At 70.5% G+C, this 24,411-nt stretch carries 22 protein-coding genes; 6 read left to right on the plus strand and 16 right to left on the minus strand.

Features of this window, described 5'->3' with window-relative positions:
* Window positions 1–88: 88 nt before the first annotated feature.
* From EMA17_RS18140 to EMA17_RS18165, 6 genes are all read right to left on the minus strand, one after another.
* On the minus strand, window positions 89–931 hold the full coding sequence (locus EMA17_RS18140; RefSeq protein ID WP_126638096.1) for a sugar phosphate nucleotidyltransferase: 843 nt from the start codon (window positions 929–931) through the stop codon (window positions 89–91).
* Between the two features lie 222 nt (window positions 932–1,153).
* Window positions 1,154–2,083 (minus strand): PDR/VanB family oxidoreductase, encoded by a 930-nt coding sequence (locus tag EMA17_RS18145; protein ID WP_126638097.1) that lies wholly within the window; start codon window positions 2,081–2,083, stop codon window positions 1,154–1,156.
* A 301-nt stretch (window positions 2,084–2,384) separates the two neighbouring features.
* Complete coding sequence (locus tag EMA17_RS18150) at window positions 2,385–3,251, minus strand: alpha/beta fold hydrolase (protein ID WP_160161446.1); 867 nt, start codon at window positions 3,249–3,251, stop codon at window positions 2,385–2,387.
* Window positions 3,252–3,302: 51 nt separating this feature from the next.
* Window positions 3,303–4,178, minus strand: coding sequence for a VOC family protein (locus EMA17_RS18155; RefSeq protein ID WP_126638099.1), 876 nt, complete (start codon window positions 4,176–4,178; stop codon window positions 3,303–3,305).
* 21 nt (window positions 4,179–4,199) lie between these two features.
* Window positions 4,200–4,736 carry an aromatic-ring-hydroxylating dioxygenase subunit beta gene (locus EMA17_RS18160; RefSeq protein WP_126638100.1) on the minus strand — a complete coding sequence of 179 codons (537 nt, stop codon included), beginning with the start codon at window positions 4,734–4,736 and terminating at the stop codon, window positions 4,200–4,202.
* A complete protein-coding gene (locus tag EMA17_RS18165; RefSeq protein ID WP_126638101.1) occupies window positions 4,729–6,024 on the minus strand; it encodes an aromatic ring-hydroxylating oxygenase subunit alpha in 1,296 nt (431 codons plus the stop codon). Before EMA17_RS18165 ends, EMA17_RS18160 begins: the two co-directional genes overlap by 8 nt.
* Before the next feature lie 474 nt (window positions 6,025–6,498).
* Here EMA17_RS18165 and EMA17_RS18170 point away from each other — a divergent pair, with 474 nt between their 5' ends.
* Window positions 6,499–7,362 carry a helix-turn-helix domain-containing protein gene (locus EMA17_RS18170; RefSeq protein ID WP_126638102.1) on the plus strand — a complete coding sequence of 288 codons (864 nt, stop codon included), beginning with the start codon at window positions 6,499–6,501 and terminating at the stop codon, window positions 7,360–7,362.
* 73 nt (window positions 7,363–7,435) lie between these two features.
* Here EMA17_RS18170 and EMA17_RS18175 read toward each other — a convergent pair whose 3' ends face one another.
* The 3 genes from EMA17_RS18175 to EMA17_RS18185 form a co-directional block, all read right to left on the minus strand.
* Entirely contained in the window at window positions 7,436–9,115 is a 1,680-nt protein-coding gene (locus EMA17_RS18175; protein WP_126638103.1) for a hypothetical protein, read from the minus strand.
* 1,113 nt (window positions 9,116–10,228) lie between these two features.
* Window positions 10,229–10,744, minus strand: coding sequence for a putative immunity protein (locus EMA17_RS18180; protein WP_126638104.1), 516 nt, complete (start codon window positions 10,742–10,744; stop codon window positions 10,229–10,231).
* A gap of 122 nt (window positions 10,745–10,866) precedes the next feature.
* A complete protein-coding gene (locus EMA17_RS18185) occupies window positions 10,867–13,419 on the minus strand; it encodes a hypothetical protein (RefSeq protein ID WP_126638105.1) in 2,553 nt (850 codons plus the stop codon).
* A 592-nt stretch (window positions 13,420–14,011) separates the two neighbouring features.
* Between EMA17_RS18185 and EMA17_RS18190 the strand changes: the two genes are divergently transcribed.
* From EMA17_RS18190 to EMA17_RS18200, 3 genes are all read left to right on the plus strand, one after another.
* On the plus strand, window positions 14,012–15,094 hold the full coding sequence (locus EMA17_RS18190) for a serine hydrolase domain-containing protein (RefSeq protein ID WP_246126745.1): 1,083 nt from the start codon (window positions 14,012–14,014) through the stop codon (window positions 15,092–15,094).
* A gap of 165 nt (window positions 15,095–15,259) precedes the next feature.
* A complete protein-coding gene (locus tag EMA17_RS18195) occupies window positions 15,260–15,829 on the plus strand; it encodes a response regulator transcription factor (RefSeq protein ID WP_126638106.1) in 570 nt (189 codons plus the stop codon).
* Window positions 15,826–17,004, plus strand: a complete 1,179-nt coding sequence (locus EMA17_RS18200; RefSeq protein WP_246126746.1) for a sensor histidine kinase — start codon at window positions 15,826–15,828, stop codon at window positions 17,002–17,004. The genes EMA17_RS18195 and EMA17_RS18200 overlap by 4 nt, the downstream gene beginning before the upstream one ends.
* Window positions 17,005–17,123: 119 nt before the next feature.
* On the opposite strand, the gene EMA17_RS18205 is transcribed toward EMA17_RS18200, so the two are convergent.
* Entirely contained in the window at window positions 17,124–17,837 is a 714-nt protein-coding gene (locus tag EMA17_RS18205; RefSeq protein WP_126638107.1) for a hypothetical protein, read from the minus strand.
* Between the two features lie 114 nt (window positions 17,838–17,951).
* Window positions 17,952–18,848 carry an MFS transporter gene (locus EMA17_RS18210; protein WP_307721551.1) on the minus strand — a complete coding sequence of 299 codons (897 nt, stop codon included), beginning with the start codon at window positions 18,846–18,848 and terminating at the stop codon, window positions 17,952–17,954.
* On the opposite strand from EMA17_RS18210, the gene EMA17_RS18215 reads away from it, so the two are divergent.
* The gene (locus EMA17_RS18215; protein ID WP_126638109.1) at window positions 18,835–19,281 is read left to right on the plus strand and encodes a hypothetical protein; all 447 of its coding nucleotides are present in this window, start codon (window positions 18,835–18,837) and stop codon (window positions 19,279–19,281) included. The two genes, EMA17_RS18210 and EMA17_RS18215, sit on opposite strands and share 14 nt — an antisense overlap.
* On the opposite strand, the gene EMA17_RS18220 is transcribed toward EMA17_RS18215, so the two are convergent.
* A complete protein-coding gene (locus tag EMA17_RS18220) occupies window positions 19,230–19,934 on the minus strand; it encodes a siderophore-interacting protein (RefSeq protein WP_160161447.1) in 705 nt (234 codons plus the stop codon). The two genes, EMA17_RS18215 and EMA17_RS18220, sit on opposite strands and share 52 nt — an antisense overlap.
* A 177-nt stretch (window positions 19,935–20,111) precedes the next feature.
* On the opposite strand from EMA17_RS18220, the gene EMA17_RS18225 reads away from it, so the two are divergent.
* Window positions 20,112–20,708: a TetR/AcrR family transcriptional regulator gene (locus EMA17_RS18225; RefSeq protein WP_126638111.1), complete on the plus strand. Its 597-nt coding sequence runs from the start codon at window positions 20,112–20,114 to the stop codon at window positions 20,706–20,708.
* 81 nt (window positions 20,709–20,789) lie between these two features.
* On the opposite strand, the gene EMA17_RS18230 is transcribed toward EMA17_RS18225, so the two are convergent.
* From EMA17_RS18230 to EMA17_RS53340, 4 genes are all read right to left on the minus strand, one after another.
* Window positions 20,790–21,512, minus strand: a complete 723-nt coding sequence (locus EMA17_RS18230; RefSeq protein ID WP_126638112.1) for a superantigen-like protein SSL4 — start codon at window positions 21,510–21,512, stop codon at window positions 20,790–20,792.
* Between the two features lie 187 nt (window positions 21,513–21,699).
* Window positions 21,700–21,822: a hypothetical protein gene (locus EMA17_RS55375; protein ID WP_281290517.1), complete on the minus strand. Its 123-nt coding sequence runs from the start codon at window positions 21,820–21,822 to the stop codon at window positions 21,700–21,702.
* Window positions 21,823–21,828: 6 nt separating this feature from the next.
* Entirely contained in the window at window positions 21,829–22,890 is a 1,062-nt protein-coding gene (locus tag EMA17_RS18240) for a hypothetical protein (protein ID WP_126638113.1), read from the minus strand.
* Between the two features lie 740 nt (window positions 22,891–23,630).
* Window positions 23,631–24,254: an immunity protein Imm33 domain-containing protein gene (locus EMA17_RS53340; RefSeq protein WP_218042899.1), complete on the minus strand. Its 624-nt coding sequence runs from the start codon at window positions 24,252–24,254 to the stop codon at window positions 23,631–23,633.
* Window positions 24,255–24,411 lie beyond the last annotated feature (157 nt).

Consider the following 24,411-nt stretch of genomic DNA (forward strand, 5'->3'; position numbering starts at 1 on the left):
CGAATCGCTGCGGCCCGCGCAGTCGTCGGGCGCGCCGTGCACGGACGACCCCACGATCGTTCCTCACGTCGGAACCGACGTCGCGGGTCTACCGATTGTCGACGACGACGTGCCGGGACGCCTCCGCCAACCCCTGCTCGTTGCCGAGGTCGAAGTAACTGCCGAGACTGACGGTCACGGCGATCGGAGTGGACCGCATGATTTCCACCAGCCCATCGGTGAGGCGGTACTCCCCGGACTCCTCGTGTTCGCCCACTGCGGCGAGGACGGGAAGGAACTCGCCGGGAAACGCGTACCTGCTGATGTTGATCAGGACCTTCCCGCCCTCGGGCCGGGTTTCGGCGGCGTCCTTCTCGACGAGGTCCGTCAGGTACGTTCGCCCGTCGGTTTCGGCCGTTTCGAGGCGGCCGTAGCGGTCGAGGGAACTCGCCGACGACGGTTGTCCCACGAGGGCGTATCCGCTTCCGCCGCCCGCGTCGCGACCCAGTTCCGCAAGCGTGGATCGCCCGTGCCGCTCGACGAGCAGATCGTCACCGGAGAGAAAGAAGAAGGCGTCGTCGCCGATGAAGTCTCGTGCGAGCAGCACCGGGACGGCGGTGCCGTACCGGTCCTCCAGGTCCTGCTCGATGAAGGTGATCGACGGCACCGAGGCGAGCTCGTCGAGCGAGTGCGCCTTCTCGGCCCAGCCTCGGCGGCCGAGCAACGCACGCAACTCGGTGTCGTCCCCGTAGTACCGCTGGATCTGGGTGCTTCCCCGGCGTACCACGATCGCGATCTCTCCGACGCCCGCGGCAGCGCACTCACGGACGATGTAGTCGATCGTCGGCCGGCGGCCGATGGGCAGCATCGCCTTTTCGATCACCTTCGTGATCGGGAACATACGCGTTCCCAACCCCGCCGCCGCGATGACCGCCTTGCGAATGGTGCCCATCGATGTACCCCTCGAGTCGTGACGGCGGAACCGTTCGCCGCCCTCGGAACGGGCTTCGGCGAACAGGTCACGATAGCGCCGCGCCGGCCCGGACGATCGTCACCCGCCGAACCGGCGCCGATGCGGTGACCCGGGTTCCTCCGGACGTGGTTCCGTCGATGCCGGTCGTGTCACCCCTGCCGGGCGATCCCGAAGTACCGGCAGGACCCGGGTGATTCGAAGTCAGATGTCGAGGACGATCCGCTTGGTGCAGGCGCGCGAGACGCAAATCATGATGTACTCGCCGCTTTGTTTCTCCTCTTCCGTGAGAACGTGATCGCGGTGATCGGGCTCGCCCTCCACCACGAGTGTTTCGCAAGCCCCGCATATGCCTTCGGAGCAGGAGCTCAGCGTGCTCACGCCGGCGTCTTCGAGTGCCTTCAGGATGGTCCCGTCGGCGGGCACGTTCACCGTGATACCGGTGCGCTTGGCCACGACCTCGAACGGTACGTCGCCGGCCACCGGCACGGCGGCGGGCGGAGCCGAGAAGCGCTCCAGGTGGAGCGCGCCCCGAGGCCAGGAGGAGGCCCGCTCCTCGACGGCGTCGAGGAGCCGGCCCGGGCCACAGGTGTAGACCGCGGTGTCCCCGCACGGGTCACCGAGTGCCGTGTCGAGGTCGATCGGCCCGGCCTCGTCGGCGGGATGCACATGCACCCGCGAGGAGTCGAGCTCGTCCAGGAACGCCATCGAGGCCCGGCTGCGGCCGCCGTAGGTGAGCTTCCAGTCCAGTCCCCGGCACTCCGCCTCCCGAATCATCGGGAGCAGCGGGGTGATGCCGATGCCGCCGGCCACGAAGCGGATGCGGGAAGGCGGGTCGAACGGGAAGTGGTTGCGAGGACCCGCCGCGTCGATCAGCGCGCCGACGCGCAACTCGTCGTGGATGAACCGGGAACCGCCCCGGCCGTCGGCCTCCCGCAGGACGCCGACGCGATAGGACTTCCGGTCCGCCGGGTCACCGCACAGCGAATACTGCCGGACCGAGCCGTCGCCGACGGTCAGGTCGATGTGGGCCCCCGGTTGCCATCCGGGCAGGTCCTGCCCGAGCGGATCCACCAGGATGAGGGAGACGACCCCCGCGGCCTCCCATCGGATCTGTCTCACCGACAACTGCATGATTATTTCCTCCGCTTCCCTGTTCAGAAGGTCACACCGATGGGATCGAGCCGTCGTCGACGCGCAATGCGGTGCAGGCGCCACGGCCCGCGCGCGAACTCGTCGCGGTGGCAACCGCCGCGGCGTGCGCGGCGGATCTCCGTAGCGGCCCACCGGGACGGAGGCGATGCCCTCGCGCTCCGCGCGGGAAGCGGCCGGCCGGCGGATACGGGGAGTGTCGATCCGGCCCGGCCCCACGATGTCGGCGACGACGCCGTGGGGAGCCGCTTCCCGCGCGACGGTCGATGGTCGGACGCGGTGGTCAGGCGCGGAGGAACTCGATGACGACCGAGTCGTGCTCCTCGGGCTTCTCCCACTGCGGCCAGTGGCCCGCGTCCGCGATGCAGGAGTACTGCGCATCGGGGATCAGCGAGGCGAGCTTCCGGCCGAACTCCGGACCGGTGCCGGGGTTGTGGTCGCTCCAGAGCACCAGGGTCGACTGTCGGATCCGGCCGAGCATCTGCGGGGTGATGCGGTGTGGGGAGTCGGGCCGGAAGCTGTTCCGCATGACGTCGGTCAGGCCCTCGCGGGTCTCGGGACGTTGGTAGAAGAACTGCCGCAGTGTGACGAGTTCCTCGGTGACGCGGTCGGGTTCGGCCATCAGCCACTCGAGCCGCTTGCGGACCGTCTCGCGGGTCGGGTCGCCGATCGCGGCGAGCGAGCGCTCCCGAAGGGTGTCGCCGGCCGCGAGCCGTTCCGGCGTGACGGGCCCTTCCTCGACCTCGGCACCGGCGGTCGTGTTGAGGATGATCTTTCCGACGCGGTCGGGGTGGTGCAGTGCCGTCCACATGCTCACCCAGCCACCCAGGGACTCGCCCTCGAGGTGGGCGGTGTCGGCGCCGATCGAGTCCATCAAGTCGACGAGCTGTTCGGCGTAGGTCGGCACCATCTCGGTGGTGAAGGGTCGGCCCGAGGAGAAGCCGTGCCAGAGCAGGTCGATGGCGATGACGTGGAAATGCTTGCTCAGTCGCATGATGTTGCGGCTGTACGCCTCGGCGTGGCCGCCGTTCCCGTGCATGAGGATGAGCGGTTCCCCCTCGCCGGCCTCGATCACACGGGTCTTGAACTCCTTGCCTCGATACCCGATCGAGGCACCGACCAGGTCGTTCCACATGCTGTTCACGGACATCGGTCCGCCTCCCTTGCTGCGAGAATTCGACATATCGACCCGCCGGGTCGGTCAGGAACGCTGGTGTCCCCACACCTTGTCGCCGGTGTGGTTGGTGGAAACGTGCGTGGCGGGGTCGATCAGCCGACCGCCGGCGCCGTACTCGAGCCTGAAACCGGACGGCGTCTCGAGGTAGGAAGAGATCATCCGGTCGTTGACGTGCCGACCGAGTCCGACCACCGGCTTGGCGCCCGAGGCGTATACACGATCCAGCGCCCGACCGACCATGTCGACGTGCGTCGGCTCGAGCATCAGGTGGCTGACCGAGGGCGCCGCGGGGTCGCCCTGGATCAGCGCGAGACTGTGATGGCGCTCGTTGACGTGCAGAAAGTTGATCAGCCGGGGCGGCGCGATCAGGTAGTCGCTGAGCCCGAATCCGAGGACGTTGCGGTAGAACTCGTTGCAGGCGTCGAACTCGACGGTGCGGAGCACGATGTGGCCCACCCCGAGCGGGCCGGCGACGAACTCCACGCCCGCGGGCGAGTGGAACGGATCCGGATCGGCGGTCGGGCCCCAGTAGAACTCCATCCGGTTGCCGTCCGGATCGTGGCTGCTGTAGAGCTTCGCGACCCCACGATGCCGGGCCAACCTCGGCGGCTCCTCGACCACGTCGAGGCCGTGCCCCGTGAGCCGGTCGACCAGCGCCGCGAGCGCGTCATGTGACGCGGTCTCCCAGCCGAGGTACGCGAGCCCTTCCTCGGCGCCCGCCGCGACGGCGATCCGCCACGAGCGCTCGTCCATGCGCAGGCGCAGTTCCGTCTCCGCCGCGTCGGTCGCGGATACGTCCTGGAGTCCGAGAATGCCTGTGCCGAATATTCGCCAGTCCTCCAGTCGGGCGCTGGTGAATCCGACGTATCCGAGCGCGCGAATGTATCGGTCCTGTTTCATGACGGGTCCCCTATCCAACGATCAGACGATGTCGGTCATGTCATAGGGCTGTACGTCGGCGTCGAGCACCACCGCGTGGCGGAGAATCTCGAAGCCCTCGCCCTTCGCGGCCAGGAGATCGTCGTACGTGCCGGCGGCGTGGACCTGGGAGTGTCCGTCGAGGCCGGTGCGAACCAACACCACACTCGCCCTGACGTTGAGAGTGCCGTCGCTCTCGACGAAGACGCGCAGGTTGCCGATCAGATGGACGCGGGGCTTCCGCCGCATGCGCCAGTACCCGGAGAGGTAGGCCGCACGGACCTGAAGCGCGACGACCCCTCGCTCCTTCGTCAGGTACAGGCCCGTGTCGGTGTTCTCCCGATCCGTCACGGAGTACTCGGCGTCCTTGTGGAAGAACCCCAGCCAGTCGCGGTAACGGTCCTCGTCCAGGCACGCCGCCCAGTCGGCGTAGAAGCCGCGCACCCGCTCCATCAGGGCCGGGTCGTAGGTGCGGGTGCCACTCGTCGGCGCCGTCCGCGGCTGCACGACCTCGTGCTCGAATACCTGCTGCTCACTCATGAACGAACCCCTTCTCCAACACGATGGGCTCTTCGTCGATGTAGGAATTCCAGAGCTTGTGGAAGCACCGCAGCGAGTACTCGTCGAACTTGTCGCCGACCCTGCCCGGCTTGAGACCGCGGCCCATGTGGGAGGTCGCGAGGCTCGTGCCCTGCAGTCCGCTCTGGGCACGCACCGACGCCTCGAGGTCGTCGGCGGTGATCTTGCCCCAGGAGCCCTGGGAGTCGGCGCCGGTCTCCAGGCGGCGCTTGCGCTCCGCCGCCGACTCGCCGACCTTGCCCATGATGATGAGCTCCACGACCGTGCTGTCCAGACCGAGGGGCGTCGCGACCTCCAGGAAGATGCTGCTGCCGTCGGCGTCGTACTGCAGGTCGAAGTTCGGGAAGACCGCGAAGATCGTGTTGCCGTGCCGGACGTCCCGCTCCCACGCCGCGAGTCGGGCTTCCTGTTCCTGAGCGGTATGGCCGCGACTGGCGGAGTCCTCGACCGTCAGCGTGAGGTTCTCACCCAGCTCGGCGGAGAGGCCGGCGGCGTACTTCTCGATGTTGAAGCCGCCGTACGCCGGGAACGTCAGCATCGAGTGGCCGCTGGCCAACTCGTAATTCCTGCCGGGTTGCATGCCGCCGCGGCCGTCGGCGATCATCCGGTGCAGGAACTGCGGGTGATAGTTGTCCCGGAAATTGTCGGTCCAGAGCTTCCAATTGCCCGGGTAGTCCCATCGGGCGCGGCCGATGACCTCGGTGCCGTCCATGAATTCCCGGAGGTACCGCGCCGCCTCGCCCAGGTAGTCCTCGAAGTTCTCGACGGCCGGGTCGATGGCGGCGAAAACGAGTCCGGCGAACTCCGCGACCTTGACCGGTGTCAAGCCGTACTCGGACTTGTCGAGGCCCTCACCATAGGCCCGCGGGAACGGCACCCCGGTGAGGTCGCCTTTGTCGCTGAAAGTCCAGGCGTGATACATGCACTTCACCGAACCCGGGCACGTGCCCTTGGCACCGAGAAGTACCTCGACCCCGCGGTGGGTGCACGCGTTGTGGAAACCGCGAACGACCCCATCGATGCCGCGCCACACCGCAACCGGCTCCCCGGCGATTCGGGCCGTCCGATAGCTCCCCGCCTCGGGGAGTTCGGAGGTATGGCAAATGAGTTGCCAGGTACGCCGGAAGATCTTGACCCGCTCCTCCTCGAAGAGGCCGGGATCGGTGTAGTTCCTCCGGGGCACCAGCATGGGCGAGGTGCGCGCGTGCCGGTCGAGGGAGGGCGTCGGACGTTCTGCCTGAGCGGTCATGGGTTTGTCTCCCTTCGAGACAGTCGCATCGGGCTGTCACACATGTCCGAACCTCGCCGGGGCATCCGCGAGCGACGGTCCGGCCCCGAGCTCGAATGCGAGGGGGTTCGGCCGAGAACGATCCGCGGGGCCTGGGTCGAGCAGTCCGCGATCGTGGTGGGTGCTGCCGTTCGTCTGAAAGAACCCGCGTTCACCGAAACGCTCCACGCCGTGTCCGAGAGTTTCCGCGGTTGATGTCATGTGTGCTCACTTCGAGATCTCGCTCGGCGAAGGGGGTGCCGTTTTCCCGCGCCGAGGATCCGGGATGGATTCGATCGTTTCGCGGTCGTGGTTTCCGCACCGGAATCACCGGGAACCGGGTGGCTTCAGTGTGGAGGGAATTACCCGCCGTGTGGCAGAGCCGGTCGTTACGCGTTCCAGGTAACGCGTACCGGCAGTACGTGTTCGGCCATCCCGGGCGTACAGTTTCGGACCATGGCAGCCGAAGACAGTGACCTGGGAGGTTTCCTCCGCTCCCGCCGCGCACGCGTGAACCCGACGAGCTTCGGCGGTGCGGCCGGCATCGGGCGGCGGGTACCCGGCCTCCGACGGGAAGAGGTGGCCGCGCTCGCCGGCATCAGCGTCGAGTACTACGCCCGCCTCGAACGTGGTCGGAAAGTGCGTGTCTCCGAGAACGTGCTGAACGCCATCGCACGCGCCCTCGACCTCAACGACCTCGAGGCCACGCATCTCCACGACCTCGCGCACTGCGCGGAGAAGATGCCGACGGCCGCCGGCGCACCGGACCACCACGGCGATGCCGTACGCCCGGCCCTACAGGTGATCACCGATGCGCTCGCTCCGATGCCGGCGTGGATCACCAACTACCGCATGGACTTCCTCGCCGGGAACCGCGAAGCCCGCGCGCTCTACGCGCCCCTCCTCACCAACCCCGAAGACAGGGGCAACCGGGCGCGCTTCATCTTCCTCAACCCGGCCGGCCGAGCCTTCGAGCGCCGATGGGAGGGTGTCGCGGACGAAACAGTGGGAGCGCTCCGGTGGTACGCCACACGTCATCCCGACGATCGTGAACTCTCCAAGCTCATCCTGGACCTCAACTCGCGCAGCACGGAGTTCAGGTCCCGCTGGGACGACCACAACATCATCCACAATCGTTCGGGCGACGTGCATGTGAACCATCCGGCCATCGGCGACCTCGAACTCCCCTACGAGCGCCTCGACGTCACACACGATCCGGGCTTGAGCCTGTTCATCCATGTGGTGGAAGCCGGTTCGCCCCTCGCACGAAGGCTCGCCGCCTTGGTCGGCGACGGCACCTCGGCACCCCCGAGCGCGTAGCCGCACCTCGCCCGCAGGCCCGATACCGCCTCGGTCGACCCCGCCACCCGACACGCCCCACCGGCGGGTTCGGTCAGAGAGTCGGATCCACCGCATGCACCATCGCTCGGTCGCCGTCGCCGGTGAGCAGGAGCGCGCGGCCCGCGCCGACCCCCCAGGGGATGGCGGCGCCGTCCGGCAGCGTCAGCACGCCGGCCGTCGTCACGGCGACGGGGTGGAGGTCGCGCGTGCCGTACACCCGGCCGCCGGCGACGGAGCGGGCCACGACGCCGGGGGTGACCGACGCACGCCCCTCGGCGAGATCGAAGACAACCGGTCCCAAGGCCGCGAGGGGATCGCCGTTCGGGTGGATCCAGGCGCTCGACAAGGATCCGGCGGGGGCGTCGGCGCCGACGAGTACCCGGCCGGAGGAGGAGTCGTGCACGGCGAGCGTTTCGCTGCCGTCCCCCGGGCCGGACCACACGGCGGCGACCACTCCGTGTCCGCCGCCGGCCACGCGCAGTATGCGCGCGCCGGGGCGCGGCGGCAGCGGAGCCACCACGCGGGTCCTCCCGTCGAAGCCGAGCAACTCCCAGGGTCCGGCGGCGCGTCCCGCGAGGACGTGCGCCGTATCGGCGGCCATCGCCACGGTTCCGGGAGACAACCGAACCGGAAAGAGGCCGTCGCCGCGCAGCGCCGCGACCGATCCGTCGGGCCCGGTCACCAGGGGGAGGGCGCCGGCGTAGCTCACGTGGGCGCCGGGCGCGAACTCGACGGTGGTGGGCGGACGCCAGGATCGGGGCGCGCGGAGCGGGGACCACACCACGAGCCGGTTCCCGGTCTCGGCGACGAGCACCGGCGCCGCCGGATCGCCGGTCGCGTGCAGGGCGGCGTCGCCCGCCGGCAGCGGCTCGCCGAGCCCATCGATCCGCCCGTCGTGCGGGTCGAGGAGGGCGACACGGCGGTCCGGCGTGAGGATGGCGAGGACGTCCCCGAGTGCCGCCACGCTCGGCCGCCCGGCTCCCGGCGGCGCGATCGACCGCGACCAGACGGACGTCTGTCGCCGGCCGGTCTGCGCGGTGACCGCGGCGGGCTCGGCACGCGAGGTCGTGCTTGTTCGGGACTCCGCGGACTCGTCGTCCGGCCAGACGAGAACCGCGACGACCGTGACCGCCGTGGCGACCGCGAGGCCGATCGCGGCCGGCGCGACGCGCGAGCCGGAGCGGGCCGGACGCCGCCGGGCGCGGCCGGATCGCGGGGGCGTGGTCGAAGGCGGCCCTTCGGGTGGCGACGGGGCGGTTCCGAGCGGGTTCGGCGCCTGGTACGGGTCGTGCTCGGCCCCGCCGGGTTCGCCCTCGACCCGCTCGTCGGGGGCTCGCCCGTGCGGGTCGTGCTCGTCCGTGCCGGCCCACCACTCGCCGAAGGCGCCGTCGTGGTCGTCGGTCGGGGCCGCATCCTCCTCGTCCGACGGGGTGTCCGCCTCCTCGTCGGGGACGTCCGGGTCGGGATCGGGATGGGGTTCGGCCAAGAACGTGAGCGTCCCGTCCGGGTCGACGAGCAGGGGATGGCGCGTGCCGTTCGGGTCGACGTCGATCGCGCGCACGGGCCGGTCGAGGAGGGACGCGGTGAAGCGGACCTCGTCGATGGCGGCATGCCGGGCCTCGCCTCCCTCGGGAACGTAGACGGGCGTGCCGTCCACGGTCGCGACTCCCTCCTCGGGGTACTCGATGACGAACAGGGGTGTGGCCGGGACGCCGGAGGCGTGGATGGTCAACGGTTCTCCCGAGGTCTCGGACGGTTCGGATGGGCGCGGACGTCGTCGACGACAGGCCGATGGAGCGCGGGTGTCCGGACCGGGCCGGCGCGCGAGGCGTCGAGTGCGGCCCGGCACCGGGATGTCCCCCTGCCACGGTCGGCTCCTCGCTGTCGTTCGATCGGGTGATTCCGGCATCCCGCTTCCGTACCGTCACACGGGCACGCGCCGGTCGCGACATGGGTTCAACGAGCGACCCACGCGCCGGCAACGGATCAGTCGGCGGATCGCGGCGGTGACGGCACCGGAGGACCGGCACGGGTGGGGTCGCGGAGGCCGAACGCATCCCGTGCCGAAGGACATCCGAACCCGAGGGCCGCATCCGAACCGGGCCCGATTTCGTGCGCCACCCCCGCCGTGACGCGTGATTCGCGCCGCCGGGTCGCCACAACACCCCGGTAACTCTCCGGGCACGCGGGCGTTAGCCCCTACAGGACAGACCCCGTGCTCTCGGAGGAACGCGTGCACCTCACTCGACCGGCCACCGCGGCGGCCCTCCTGCTCCTGCTCGTGGCCGCCTGCGACACCGCGCCGGCCACCACCCCCACCCGAGCTCTCGATCCCGCCCTGGCCGCGAACAGGGGGCCCCTTCCGGACGCGGGCCCGCCGGGCGCCTGGCCGTCCGCGACGACTCCCCTCGGCGCGACCGCTCCCGCGACACCCGCGAACCCGGCGGGGACCGTGCCTCCCGACCCGCGGCGAGCGGGCGCGCCCGCCGATGCCCGTTCGACCGTGCCCTCGCCGTCGTCGCGCGGCGCCGGCGGGTCGGATCGGGCCGACCATTCGTCCACATCCGGGACATCGGCCCGACACGGTCAACCCGATCGGGGCACGTCCAAGGCGGGCCCCGTCGACCCCTGGGCCGCCTGTGACTTCGGCTTTCGGTTCAGCGGCCGCAAGGACGACGCCCCCGAAGCCCGTGTGTGCCGCTCCGCGCACGGCTGACAGGGATCGGACGGAGTCCGCGGGTCAGGCGGCCTGCCGGGCGATGTCCTCGGCCGGTCGGTGGGCCCGGTCGTGTGCCGTGGACGTCGACGTGGTGTGCGATCGAGAACGGGGTTCCCGGGGCGGGGTTCAATCGTCGAAGACCGACCAGCAGATGTCGTTGCGGCGTTGTTGGTCCTCGATGACGAGGTCGCGGATCCGTGCCGGGAGCAGGGCCCGTTGCCACGCGCGTTCGCGGCGGCGGACGACTTCGGATTCGGCGCGTGGCGCGGCGGCTCGGGCGGCTTTGAGGGCGTACGCGGCGGCGCCGAGGTCGTGCTCGGGCACGTGGGCCACACAGGCCGCCTGTCCGGCGGCGTAGGCGGCGAACCGGGCGGCCCCGCGCAGTGGTCGCGCGGCGCCCATCGCGTGGCCGCCGAGGGCGCGGGCGCGCATCATGGGGAGTTCGCCGCGCGCCCACGCCCCGGCCGCCTCGATGGCGTGACGCGGACGTGCGTCGTCGGCGACCGCGTCCTCGAAAAGCGGCAGTACCCGCTCGGCGCAGGAGGCGGCCCACAACGCGAGCAGCCGGTGGTCGGCGTCGGTGAGCGAGCCGCCTCGCCGGATGGTGATCAAACGGGTGTCGCGGATCGCGGGCAGGATCATCGTCGGTGCACTCCTCGAGGGCCGGGCATCGTGGGCCGTGTCGCGGCATGGTCGCCGCCCGCCCGCCGGTGTATCACGCCCGGGGCCGCACCGGCGCGGCCCGACATCCGACCACTTCGCCCTCAGCGGAGGGCGGAGGCCGTGGTGGCGAGGAGTTCGGGGAGGGTGCCGGTGAATTCGGGGAACAGGCGGATCGCCACCGTCCAGTGTTCGGCCCGAGCGGGGTCGAAGTCGGTTTCGGCAACGAGACGGGTCAGGTCCTCGGTGAACGGCAGATCGGTTCCGCCGAGGTGGGCGAGGGCGTTGCCCGCGGGGGCGGCCAGGGTGAGGAGGTCGGCGGGGACGAGCCGGCCGTCGTCCAGAGCGCTCGGCAGCCAGTCCGGTTCGTGTACGCCGAGCGGAAAGTCGATGCGTGCCAGGTAGGCGGTCAGGAGGCGCCGTGGGCAGTCGGGGTGTGTGGCGAGGGCCGCCGACAGGTCTTCGGAGAGCGGCTGCCGGTCGTCGGCGGCGATCAGGAGGTCCCACGGGACGGTGATGCCGTACTCGGCTTCGAAGTGCTCCAGCCGCTCGTCGCTCCGGCCGGCGCGGAGGATGTACCCGGCCGCGGCGTCCGGGGTCCGGGCCGCGGCGAGGATTTCGCGGACGGACGCCAACCCTGCCTCGGGCGGCGCCGCCAGTGCGGTGCGGAGCGTACGGTGCGTCGTCGCCGGGAAGGGGTGCTTGGCGCCCGGGCGGCGGCCGGGGTACCGCGTCTCGTCCAGCAGCGAGGCCACGGCGTCGGGGCCGTGGCGTTCCCACAGACCGACCGCGACCCGCAGCCGGCCCACCTCGGTGTTCAGGCGGGTCCGGCCCAGCATCGCGCGGACGAGCATCGGGTCGCCCGAATCGAGCGCGGCGAGCAGCCAGTTGCGCCGGGTCGCGGCGCTGGTGCGGGCGAGCAGGTCGCCGAGGGCCGGGCTGATCGGGATCCGCCCGCTGCCGCCGCCGCGGGGCCTGCCCGCGCATATGCGGACACGTTCGTGTTGGGCGATCCCGCCGAAGTCGTAGAGGCTCGCGTTGACTTCGGGATCGTCGAGATCGAGCAGCCCGTCGACGACGTCGGCCGGCATCTCCCAGTGCGCGGCGTTGGCGACGGCGGCCTCGATGCCGCGTACGGCGTAGGTGTGCGCGCGGACCTTCGCGGACAGCGGGTAGTAGACGGTGAGGTGTTGGACGGCACGCAGGTCGAGTGCGGGGATCACGGCGCACTGCACGTGTTCGGGCGCGGCGTTCAGGAGGGCGTAGAGGTGCGCGCGTGCGCCCTTGGGGGCGTCGGGTGGAAAACGCGCGGCCAGGCCGCGCGGCCAGGTGACCGGGGCGCCCTTGGCGCGCTCGTCGTCGGCGTGGGCCGCGGCGGCGGCGACGAGTTCGTGGCAGGTACCGGGGAATCGGGCGACGAGGTGGTGGAGCGAGATCCACGCCTCGGGGTCGTCACCGAGTGGTTCGATCAGCCGGGCGAGGGCCGGGGCGAGCGCCGCGGGTACGGGGCCGCGATAGCGGGTGGAACCGTCGTCGTCCTCGTCGTCGGGCACGGAGTCCGCCGGGCGGGGACACAGTCGGTGGAGGGCCGCCAGGACCTCGCTCGCCGGAGTGACGACGCGAAGGACCTCGTCGAGGACCAAGCGGTCGTTGTCGATTCCCCAGACGAGGAGGTCGGTCGGCGGATCGTCGTCGAGCACGTCCGACGGCAGCGCGGCGGTGGGCCGCACCGAGCGCAGGCGCCCGGCGTACGACGTATCGAGACCGGCGCGGACGGCCGCGAAGACGAGTGTTTCGGGGCATCCTTCGTGCCGCGTCAGTTCGATCCTGGGGCCGATGGCGTACGGGAGCCGGGCGTCCTCGCGCAGGACCGCCGCCCAGTCGACGCCGCCGGGCGGCGCCTCGACGCGATCGCCGAACCGCAGCCCGAGCAGCCATGCGTCGTGGTCGGCGCGTGGCCGCGGATGGCCGCCGAGCCGCGCTCGGGCGGCGCGCAACACGGCGGCGGGCTCGTGGGCGGCGGCGGCCTCCCGGAACACCGCGGCCGGTTCCGGGTGGTGCGACGCGTGGTCCTCGTCGTGGAACAGCTCCGCGCACGCTTCGAGTTCGGCACGCGCGTCCACGGGCCGAAGGCGCGCGAGGCAGATGTTCAGGACGCGGTCCACGACGATCCACGAGGGCAGGTACGGGGCGAGATGGCGGACCGCGTGCCGGACCAGTTCGGGGAACGGCGCGTACAACGCCGACCGCAACAGCCACGGCGACGTGTGCTCCAGGAGGGGTGTCACGACTTCGGTGTGCCAGTCCGCCGACGCGGGGTCCGCGTCCGCCCAGACCGCCACCCGCACCCGTTCACCGTGGTCGCGGCAGGTGAGCAGCGCATGCCCCACGGCCGGGTCGCCGCGGCGGGCCATGCGCACGGCCGCCTCCTCGTCGAGGTGCCGGTTTCCCGCCAGTCGCACCAGCAGGTCGCGGTCACCCGACGCGAGTACGGTCTCGATCAGTTCCGGGGGCGGGGCGATGTGCTCGGCGGTGAGCGCCTGAAGCGTCTCGATCCTCAGCCGCACCAGCAACTCGGCGGCCGTCGCGGCGGGCGCGAGGCGGTGCGCGGCATACAACGCCGCGCGCCGGACCGTCAGACTCTCGTACGTGATCACCTGGGCTGCCACTCCTCGCCGGGACGGCCGCACCTCCCCGAGCGGAGCGCGGCAGCGATCAGCGTAGGAGGCCCCTCGGACGCCGGGCCCGACCCCGGGAGTACCGGGGCTTCCCGGCCCCACGGCCCGGGATCGCTCCGGCCGCCTCGGGCGGGCCCGGGCACATCGTTGCCTCGCGTGGCAACCCCGTCGGACAGCAGTGGTCCGCGACCCCGCCGAAGCCGTCGCCTCGGAGCGCACCCGGCACACGACACGAACACGCCCCTACGGCAAACGCGTTCACCGACACCATCCGCCGACCGCCGTGGGCATCCCCGCCGGTCGGATCCCACCCACCCCCCGACCGGCTGGAGAAGACCCCCCGATCGGCTGCCGGTCCCCGGCGCGCCGCCGCCTCGCGCGCACCCGGGCCTAGCCTCGTCACGACGGCGGAAGATGCCGACAGGGTGCGCCGGGAACGTCCGTTCCGATGTCCGGTCGCCTGATATCCGTTCGCCGGCCGTCGACGCGGCGACCGTGCCGCGCACCGTCCCGGGCCCTGCCCCCCGAAGAAGGAGACCTCGTGCGACGTAGGACAAGTGTCGTGGCGGCCTTGGCGATCACAGTCCCCCTGCTGACCGCTCCCGCTGCGTCGGCCGCGGCACCGGGGTGTGACACGAAGCCCGTCCGGACCGCGCTGAAGGCGCTGGAGAGTGTCGGCGCCTCGGGGGTCGGCGTGACGGTGAAGAGCCCTCTGTGCGGCGTGGTGAGCGGCGGTGTGGGCCTTGCCGACCTCGCGACGGGCCGCAAGGTCGCCGGCGACGAGCACAGCCGCATCGCCAGCAATACCAAGACCTGGGTGGCCACGGTCGTGCTTCAGCTCGTGGGCGAGGGAAAGCTCGGGCTCGAGGACACCGTGGACCACCATCTGCCCGGACTGATCCGTACCAAGGACTACGACGGACGCAGGATCACCATCCGGCAACTGCTCCAGCACACCAGTGGCCTGCCCGACTACCTGGGGGCACCGTTCTGGGAGAACGAGACCGCGCACCGCTGGGATCACATCGAGCCCCTGCAGACGATCGAGCAGGCGCTGACTCTGCCCCCGCCGGAGGACAAACCCTTCTCCTACTCCAACACCAACACCAACCTGGTCGGTCTGATCGTCGCCGAGGTCACCGGACGGAGCATCGGCACCGAGATCGAGCAGCGGATCGCCAAGCCCCTCGGCCTGCGCGGCACCTACTGGCCCGGCGACCGCACCACGCTGCGCAAGCCGGACCTGCGCGGCTACGTGAAGCGGTCCGGGAAAGTGCTGGACTGGACGGAATGGAACGTATCGGGGGCCGACGCGTCGGGTGCGCTGGTCTCCACCGGTGCCGACGTCACCACCTTCTGGTCCGCGCTGATGAGCGGGAAGCTGCTGGCCCCGGCCCAGCTCGCCGAAATGAAGCGGACCGTTCCCGACCCCACGGTGCCCGGCGCGCGCTACGGCCTGGGGGTCGAACGCCACAACCAACCGTCGGGCCTCGTCACCTGGGGGCACAGCGGCTTCATGGAGACCGGACACAAACTCAGGAACGTGGTCACCGGGGACGGCCGACGGGCCGTGACCCTGCTGATCGGTTCCGAGTTCTTCGACGAGGAAAAGGTCGATTCCATCGTCGACGTACTCATCCGCGACCTCCGCTGACCGGGTACGGCCGTCGGTCACCGGCCGACCGGAGGAATCCGGCCGAGCCGGGCCCCCGGACCGCGACCCACCGACCACCCGCACCGGCCCCGCCGCACCGTCCTCTCGCACACGGGGGCATAGCCTCGTGAGGACGGACCTCGGGGCGGTACGGGAGGAAGATGCATGATCCGGGTGGTGGTCGTGGACGACGAAGCGCTCGTGCGGTCCGGGTTCGAGATGATCCTCGACACCGCCGCCGACGTTCGAGTCGTCGGGACGGCGAACGGCGCCGACGCGGTCGAGACGGTGCGCCGGGAGCGTCCGGACGTCCTGCTGCTCGACATCAGGACGCCGGACGTCGACGGGTTGACCGTGCCGCGCGCCGTACGGGCTCTGCCCCACCCTCCGGTGGTGGCCATGCCGAGGACGTTCGACACCGACGAATACGTCCTGACCGCGCCGCGTTGCGGCGCGGTCGGCTTCCTGCCCGAGGACACCGGCCCCACACAGCCGGCCCAGCTCGCACGCACACCGGCCGGCGGTGGCGTCCTCATGTCGCCGAAGGCGTCCGATGCCATCGTGCGCGGCCATCCGGCGACGGCCACCGATCCGAGCGTGGCCCGCGCCGGCGGCATCAAGGATCACGTCAGCGCGATTCTCGCCAAGCTGCGGGTGGGCAGCCGGGTCCAGGCGGCGCTCCTCGCCCAGCGGGCCGGGCTGCTGTCGGACCGGGGCGACCGGGACGGCCGGTGACCGCCGGGGAGAAGACGACCGCCCGGAAGAAGGTGCCCGCCTGGGCCGTCGACACGGCGCTGGTGGCGTTGGCCGCCTTCGACGTCTGGTGGAACCTGGAGGACTCGGCCGACGCCTCCGTCCTGGTCCTGGTCGCAGGTGCGCTCGCGTCCGGGGCGCTCTTCCTCCGTCGGCGCCTCCCCCTGACCACGTTCGCGCTCACCCTCCCGGCCTGTCTGGTACTCGACCTCCAGGTCGTCTCGGCCGTCGCGCTGTACACCCTGGCCGAGCGCTCCCGCGACCGCCGCCTGCTCGCCGCGTGCGCCATCGCCTCCGCGGCCGCGTCGTCCGTCCCCTGGCCGCGGTCCGACGTCGCCCAGGTCCACGAAACGTGGGTCCTGGTGTACTTCGGGTACCTGCTCGCCGTCGCCGCCGCACCCGTCCTGCTGGGGCAACTGGTCCAGGCACACCGGGACTTGTCCGTGCGCCTGGACGAGATCGAGGAAGCGCGGGAACACGAGCGCCAGCTGCACGCGGAAGCGGTCGTGGCCCGTGAACGCGCCCAACTCGCCCGGGAGATGCACGACGTCGTCGCCCACCAGGTCAGTCTGATCGCGGTACGGGCAGGAGCGCTCCAAGTGGTGGCCCCCGACTCCGACACCCAGGAGGCGGCCCGCACCATCCGCTCGCTCAGCGTCGGCACTCTCGACGAACTGCGCCACATGGTCACCCTGTTGCGTGCCTCCACCGACGCCGGCACCGAGCTCACGCCTCAACCCACTCTGGCCGACCTGCGCCGACTCGTCGCCGACAGCGCGATCCAGGCGACCCTGACCGGCGAACTCCCCGCCGACATCACCACGACCGCCCAGCGCACCGTCTACCGCACCGTGCAGGAAGCCCTCACGAACGTCCGCAAACACGCACCCGGCGCCACTGCGGCGGTGCAACTGTTCCACCACGAACACGAGTTCGGTGTGATGGTCACCAATACCAAGGCGACCCGGCCACCACTGCCCCTGCCCGGTTCGCACCAGGGCCTGATCGGTCTGACCGAACGCGCCGAACTCCTGCACGGCTCCTTCACCGCCGGCCCGCTCTCCGACGGTGGATACCGCGTGCGGCTCGAGATCCCCACCGATGCCGAGGCCCCGTTCACCAGAGGAACCGAGCCGAACCGACCGGATCGAGAGTGACCCGAACACACGAGATCGAGCTCCCTCGGGCGTGAGTTCGGGCGGGAGTTCGGGCGGCGGGAGTTCGGGCGCGAACACGCCCGGCCGGGGGAGCAGGCGCGGGGAGAGGCCGTCGCGGATCAGAGGCAACTCCACGGGCGGTGGCCGCCTGCGCAGGTCGCGGGGGGTTGGGGGAACATCGGGGTGCGGTGCGGGGTGGGTTTCGGCTTGCCGCGCTCGGTTCGGTATCGGGTCGTCACGGATGCGCGGATGACGAACGGGTGCTCGGTGTAGGCGTGTTGCCAACGCACGGGTTTGGCGTACGGGCCGCTACCCCCGGGCGGACCGTATTGCTCGCCCGCCCCCGGAGGTGGTGTCGGGTCCGGGAAGCGCACGTCCGGAACGGGTTGTGGTCCGGCCCAGGTCGCCGTGTCCGGCGTCGACCCGAGCCTGCGTGCCTCGCGCTCGAAGTCGGCCGTCGACGTCGCGGGGTCGTCCGAGCCGTAGAAGCGCACGGTCGTGGACGTGCATGTCACGCCCACCATGCCCGCCTGCGGCTTGGGCCGGGGCGTGGTGTCGCGCCAACACCTGTCGAATCCGAAGCGCTCGAACTCCGTACTCGCCGGCCCGTGGAAGACCCGGAAGGGCACCTCCATGTCGTCCCGGGCACGCCTCTCCTCCGAGCGGTGCCTCTCGTATGCCTCCCGCTCCCTCTCGGCCGCGGCGAACTGCCTTTGGCACGCGTACAGTCCGCCGAGGAAGGTGACGACCGCCAGGGTGATCACGACCAGGACGAAGCGGCCGAGCCACAGCAGGCAACCGGTGATCGGCCGCGTATCGGGACGTGAGGACATGTGCCCATCGTGGCCCGCAACTCCGCCCCGGTCGGCCTTCGTTGCCCACTCGCAACCCGCTCCGTACGGCACGACGCGGCGCGATCGCGCGCCGGCCCCGTCGCGGCTCGTGTTTCAGGACGGATGTACGCTGCCGGCCGTCGCGGGATCGGGGTCCGGTCGTGACGGCGGGCGGGCGGCCCGGGCGGCCCGGGCGGTGGCGAGGCCGGCGATCAGGCCCAGGGGGAGAGCCGAGACCCATACCAGGGCGGGAGTGGTGATGCGGGCGAGGGCGAGTCCGGAGGTGGGGCCGATCGCGGTGCCGATGTCCTGTGTGGTGGACAGGGCGGCCTGGTAGGTGGCGCTGCGCCCCGGTGGGGCGTGGCGGGTGACGAACGCCGAGACGGTGGGGCCGGAGATCATCATGCCGAGGGACGTGACGAGGACGGCCGCGACGAGGGCGGGGTAGCCGAGCCCGGCGGCGGCGAACCCCGCGAGGCCCGCGCCTTGGAGCGCGGCGCCGAGGAAGAGCAGGCGGCCGGTGTCGTGTCGGCGGGTCCAGCGGGTGACGGGGAGTTGGAACACGATGATGGCGAGGGCGTCGAGGGCGAACAGGGCCGCGTAGGCGGTGGTGCCCAGGGGGTGGACTCCGTTCAGGAGTACCAGGCCGTCGGCTTCCCACCAGGTGAAGGTGACGCTGAGCAGGCTGCCGCCGAGGACGAGCAGTGCCAGCCTGCGGTCGCGCAGGATCCGGGTGATCGCGCCGTACACCTCCGAGGCGTTCTCCCCGGTGTCCTGCTCGGCCGTCTCCGGGCCGATGGCGCGGTCGGGGGGAACGGCGAGGAGCACCGTCAGGGCGGCGCCGACGAGCAGGACGCCCGCCGCGGCGAAGACGCCCGACAGCGAGAAGGTGACGGCCGCGGCTCCGAGGATCGGGCCGATCACGCCGCCGATACTGGCCACCACACGGGTCAGGCCGAACGCGTGGGCAAGGTCCTCGTCCGCGTGCAGGTCGCCGATGAGCGCCGCGATCGTGGGGTGGAACGCCGACTCGAAGAGCCCCCGCGGCGAGGAACAGACCCAGCGCGGGTATCGGGCGGTGCACCAGGAAGAGGCTGCCGTAGCCGACGGCCATCCCGGTGGTGGACAGCAGCAGCATGCGGCGGTGGCCGATGCGGTCGGCCAGAGCGCCGCCCGCCAGGCCGCCGGTGAACTCGCCGACGGCCTGGACGAGGAACAGCGCGCCGGCCGCCGCTCCGCTCAGCCCGCCGACCCGATGGGCCCACAGGATGACGAAGGGCAGCATGATGCCGTTGGCCAGGGCGCCGAGCAGCCGGACGGCCAGGAGTCCTCGAAAGGCCGCGGTGACCCGTCGCTTCGTCGGTCCGCCCCGCGCTTCGGGCGCCGTGGAGGTCATGTCGGGTTCCGCGACGTGACGGCGGGGCGGAGTTCGGCGGTCCAGTAGCCCTTGGCGAAGACGTGCTCGGGTCGGACGCCCGCGCCGTGGACGAGTTCGCGGACCGCCCGTACCGCGTGGGCCTCGGCGAGGATGTAGACCTGTTCGAAGCGGCCCGCCCGTATCTCCCGTGCGACCGGGGCGAGCAGCGCCTGCGGGTCGCCCGCCGGGTGGCCGCCGCGCTCGAGCCAGTGCACCCGGCCCGCCGCGATCGGGAGCCGGTCGGCGGGGGATTCGGTCTCGACGACGGCGGTGGCGTCCTGGTCGGCCGGCAGCGCCTCGGTGAGGGCCGCGATCGCCGGCAGGGAGGTTTCGTCGCCGATGAACAGGTGGCCGTCGGCCGGCCGCAGTTCCAACTTCCCCCGGGGGCCGACGAACTCGACGGGCGAACCCGGTTCGGCGCTCGCGGCCCAGGTGCTGCCCGGCCCGCCGCCGGTGTGCAGGACCGCGTCGATGTCCCACTCGCCGACCCGCGGACGGGCGTGCCGGATGGTGTAGTGCCGCTTGACCCGGTTCCCGTGGGCGTCGGCGAGCAGTACCTCGATGTCCTGGGCGGGGCGGGGGGTGAGGCCGATGAGACCCGGTCCGCCCAGGGTGAGTCTGACCGTGCGGGGTGTGAGGTGGCGTCGGGTCAGGACCGTGCAGTGAAGGGTCGGCTTCATGGGTTTCCTCATGGATCTTCCTCCGGTGCGGGTGGTGTCGGGTGGTGTCGGGTGGTGCCGGGTGGTGTCCGGGGACGGCCGGGCATGCCTGTGACCGGCTCCGTTAATTCCGAGGCAGCGTGCCTCGATATGAGGCTAGCATCATTCCGAGACACCGTGTCTTGATAGACTCGTCCCATGCCACCCACAGCGCACGGTCCGGTCACACCGGGACGCCCCCGCAGCGAAGCGGCGCGGATCGCCGTTCTCCACGCCGTCGACGACATGCTCGTCGAACAGGGGTACGCGGCGATGACCATGAAGGGCATCGCCGAGCGCGCCGGAGTCGGGCGCCAGACCGTCTACCGGTGGTGGTCCACCAAGGCCGAGATCCTGCTGGAGGCGAGCACGTCCGACGCCGCCCACGAGTTGGCCGTCGAGCCGCAGGCCGGTCCCGCCGACGAACTCCTCGCCTTCCTCGCGGCGCTGACCGACTTCCTCACCGCCTCGCCGGCCGGCCTGGCCTACCGGGCGCTGCTGGGCGAGGCGCAACACGACACCGCGGTGCGCGATCTGGTCCGCGCCGCCGACCTCGTCGGCACCGCCACCTCGGCCGTACTCGCCCGTGTGCGCCCACACGCCCCCGCCATGCCCGCCCCGCCCCTGGCCGCCGCCCAACTCGCCGGCCCCGTCGTCGCCGTCCTCCTGGAGACGGGCACCCCCCTGACACCGCCCCAACTCGCCGACCACACCCGGCTTCTCCTCGACGCCTGGACAGCCGACCCCCGACACTGAGCCACCCGACACGGCCCGAGCCCGACCCGGATGTGTCGGGTCCCGGTCGGTCCGAAGGGGAATGCGGCCCGGGAGGGGTTCTCAGGAGGGACCGGAGTCGACTTCGATGTCGTAGGACGGCGTCGTGATGGAGCGCAGGGGGGAGTCGAGTTTTTCGACGCGGAGGATGTAGGTGCCCGGAGACAGATCGGCGATGATCTGGTAGCGGCCGGTGAAGCCGGGTTCGGTCCCGGTCCAGTAGCCGGAGCCCAGGCTGTGCTTGAGGATGAATCCGTTGGGCTGCACGATCGCCGGGTAGACCGGGCTGATCGCGCCCCTGACCAGGGTGAAGGACGCCCCGGCATGCGCGTTCGCGCCCGGTGTGGCGGTCAGCTTGAAGGAGAAGTATCGAGTGTTGAACGGGGAGCCGGAGGTGAGCGGCCCGCAGCCCTTGGCGGACACGTGACCGTCGACCACGCCGAGCCGGTGGGGGTCGGTGAAGGTGCCGCTGCCGAGGAGCCCGCCGCAGTCCAGACCCTGGGTTCCGGTGGGCCGGGTGTTGCCGCCGGCCGGAGTACTGCTCCTCTTGGAGGGCGTGGTGGCGATCGGCGACGGGGCGGCCCTGCGGGTCGGTGACGCGGAGGTGGTGGTCGGCGACGGGGGCAGGCCGAGGGTGGGGGGCGGTGTGGGTGCGCTCGGCTGCTGCGGCGCGGAGGTTGCGCTCGAGGTGGGCGTTTTCGCGGCGGTCGTTTTCTCCAGCGACGAGTTGTCGCACCCTCCGGCGATTGGTAACGCGCAGATCAGCAGTATGAGCTTTCGATGCATGGCCTTCCCTGAGAATGGTCGGCGGTCCGGGAGGACCGGGTATGGATGATGGTCTTCTGCCATCGATGGCTCGGAAGGAATGGCCGCCCGGTCCTCCGGGATGCTCCGACCACCGATCGAGAACTGCGGTCATCGCCGTATAGGGGGCCGGTCGGCGGAGAGTTCTCCGGGCCACGGAAGAGTCGGCTCAAGGGCCGGTGTTTCGGATGTGCGCGTCGGCGTGTGGCATCGCCCGTGCCGCGTTCCTCGTCTCGGTGTTGTCCTGGCAGATGGTCTCGACCCGGGTGCCGATGAACCACGAGGAGGCCATGCGATGCTACTCCCAGACCGCACCGGATTTAATTAGACTGGGATATTCTGTTGAATTATTGCCGCCGGTGCGAAACGGAGCCCCCTGGTCGTCGATGATCAATGTCCCTTGTTTGCCCTGATAGGTCCAATCCAGTGCGAGTTTCCAGGCGATAACGCAATCGCATGCCCGCCAATTTATTACCGGGCTTTGTGCCTCGATTCCGAATCTTTGAGTGTCGTTCCCGGCGACTTTGTAACTGAATTCTTCGCCGCCTTCCTGCCTGACGCGTGGATTTGCATCGGCAAAGTCGATTACCATCCGGGGGCTGATGGGTAATCCTGAACCACAGCCGAGTCGGAGAACCACGTTGGTGCCCGGGGCCAGTTTGCTCTCCTGCCGTTCGATCACGCGGATGGCCCGAAGAGTGACGTTGTAGTCGCGCCTCCCCTCGACGGTCACCACGATGGGCGTGGTGCCGTGGTCGATGCCACCGAGTCCGTGGGCCCACTCGGCCGTCGGCTCTCCCGGGGGAACCGGGATGTCTCGAGGGCTTTTGCCGGGGAACGACCAGCCGTGGCACTTGTTCGGGTCCGGTGCGTAGTCCACGCTCGCGGTCAGCGGTGGTGTGTCCGCGACGCCCACGCCCGGCGGGCTCGTGGTGGGGGGTTGTGCACCCGGACCGTCATCACTCGGGAGGATCGACGGGACCGTGGCGGCAGGCGGCTTCTCCGGGCCGGGGACGAGCGGTCCTGCGCCTCGAGTCCGGTTGCCCGAGCCGGTGTCATTCTCCCGCACGGCCACGAAGACGATGACAGCGACAATTCCCATGGCCACCAGGGCCGTCATGGCCACCAGCACAGGCGAGTTCACGTGCATCACGTTGTGGTTTCCGGTGACGACCGTTTTCACGTTGTTCCCCGCCGCCACGCTTCCACCGCTCGCGTGAATGCTCGGCCACTCGGGTGCGGCCTGCGTCGGTGCGACCGGGGCCAACGCCCGATCGGACGTTTCACCTTCCCCGCCGATGCCGGCGGATTCGTCGTCACGGCCGGGGCGAAGACGGGACCGTGTAAAGCGAAAGGTCATGCGCGGGTTTCATTCTCGAAGAGAGTCAAGCCGTCGTGGTCGGCCGCAGTCGCGTGACACCGCCCTCCGCTTCCCGCGACGAATGGTTGGACCGATGGATCGGTCGTGTGCGGAATCGAGATCGTGATCATGCCCGCCTCTTGCGGTCGAAGCTGCCTCCCGACGAACGCATGAAATCGTACTCCGAACGGGCGCGCTATTTCATCGAATCGACTTGTCCGGAACGGCTCGGCCGTCAGGTGTGGCGTGATCATTTCCCCCAAGACGTGGCCATCGACCGTGCGGCACCCTTGGATCACTAATCGCGAGAACACCCGACACCCTGGCGATGTCCCGCCTCCTTTCACGCACAAATGATCAATTTCGGCAACGTCGCAGGCATTCACGATCGCGTGCGACGTGTCGATGCCTATACCAGGAATGCCCCATGGCAGCGATGGGGTCGATGAGATGACGGGGGCGATTGTGGTTCGCGGTGTGCTCAACGCGGGCCGGGGGGTGTCGCGGATATCCCCATGCGGACCGTGTGGGTGGTCATACCCTCGGGCGGCTGTCCGGAGCGAGTCGTCGGGGCACAGTGCCCCGACGACTCGTCCCGACGACTCGTCCCGGCGTCCCGGCGGGGGTTCCCATCAGAGGGTCCCGTCGGGTTCGTGGCGGAATCGGCCTTGTTTGTCGGGTGTCTCCCTGTCCCGGTGGCCCTGATGATCCCTATGCGGGTCCGCGCCCGACTCGGGGGTTCATTCGGGGGGTCGATGATGATCGATGGTCAGCAACTCGGGATCGTGCCAGACGTCCGAATGGCCGGGAGCGATGAGGAACCGCCAACCGGGAGGCAGACCCAGATAGGGAAGTACCCGGGGACATCTGTCGAACAAGTGATCTACATGCACCGGCTGAAAGTAGTCGGGGTCTTGATCCATCTCGCCTTCGCCGGCCCAGAGATACCAGCCGCAGGTCGTCCCCTCGATGGGGTGTCGGAGCCCGTTGATCGGCCATCCGCCCGCTCCGACGTCGCGGGCGACCCCGACGATGGACCCGAGGACCGGCGGCGACCAGGGCACCTGATGCTCGGAGCACAGTTGCCGCTGCTTCCGGTCGGTCTCCGCCACCAGGTCGAGCGTATCGACGAAGGAGTTCTGAAAGTCGCGTTCGGCCTTTCGAAGCGGGCTGCCGAAGAACGCCGCATTCGCTTCGCGCAGGCCGACTTCCAAGACCTGCATGGTCACCAGAACGGCGTCCGCCCCATGAACACCGCTTCCGAACAGATACCGCTGCAAGTCCTCGGGGTCCGGAGACGCCCCCAACTCCGCACGCGCCGTTCGCGCCGCTGCTTCGACACGAGCCCTGCGCTCCGGGTCCACTCGCCGTCTCCTCTCGTCCACGGGCCTCTCGACAACCACTACTGCGGAGCGTCCGGTCATGCTGCCCGGAACCACGTCACGGCTTCACCCTCGATGGTTCAACGAAGAGCCGCCGACCTGCGATCGATCCGTCATGACCGGATTCAATCAGCCACGT

This window comes from Embleya hyalina, from assembly GCF_003967355.1.
GTDB lineage: Bacteria > Actinomycetota > Actinomycetes > Streptomycetales > Streptomycetaceae > Embleya > Embleya hyalina.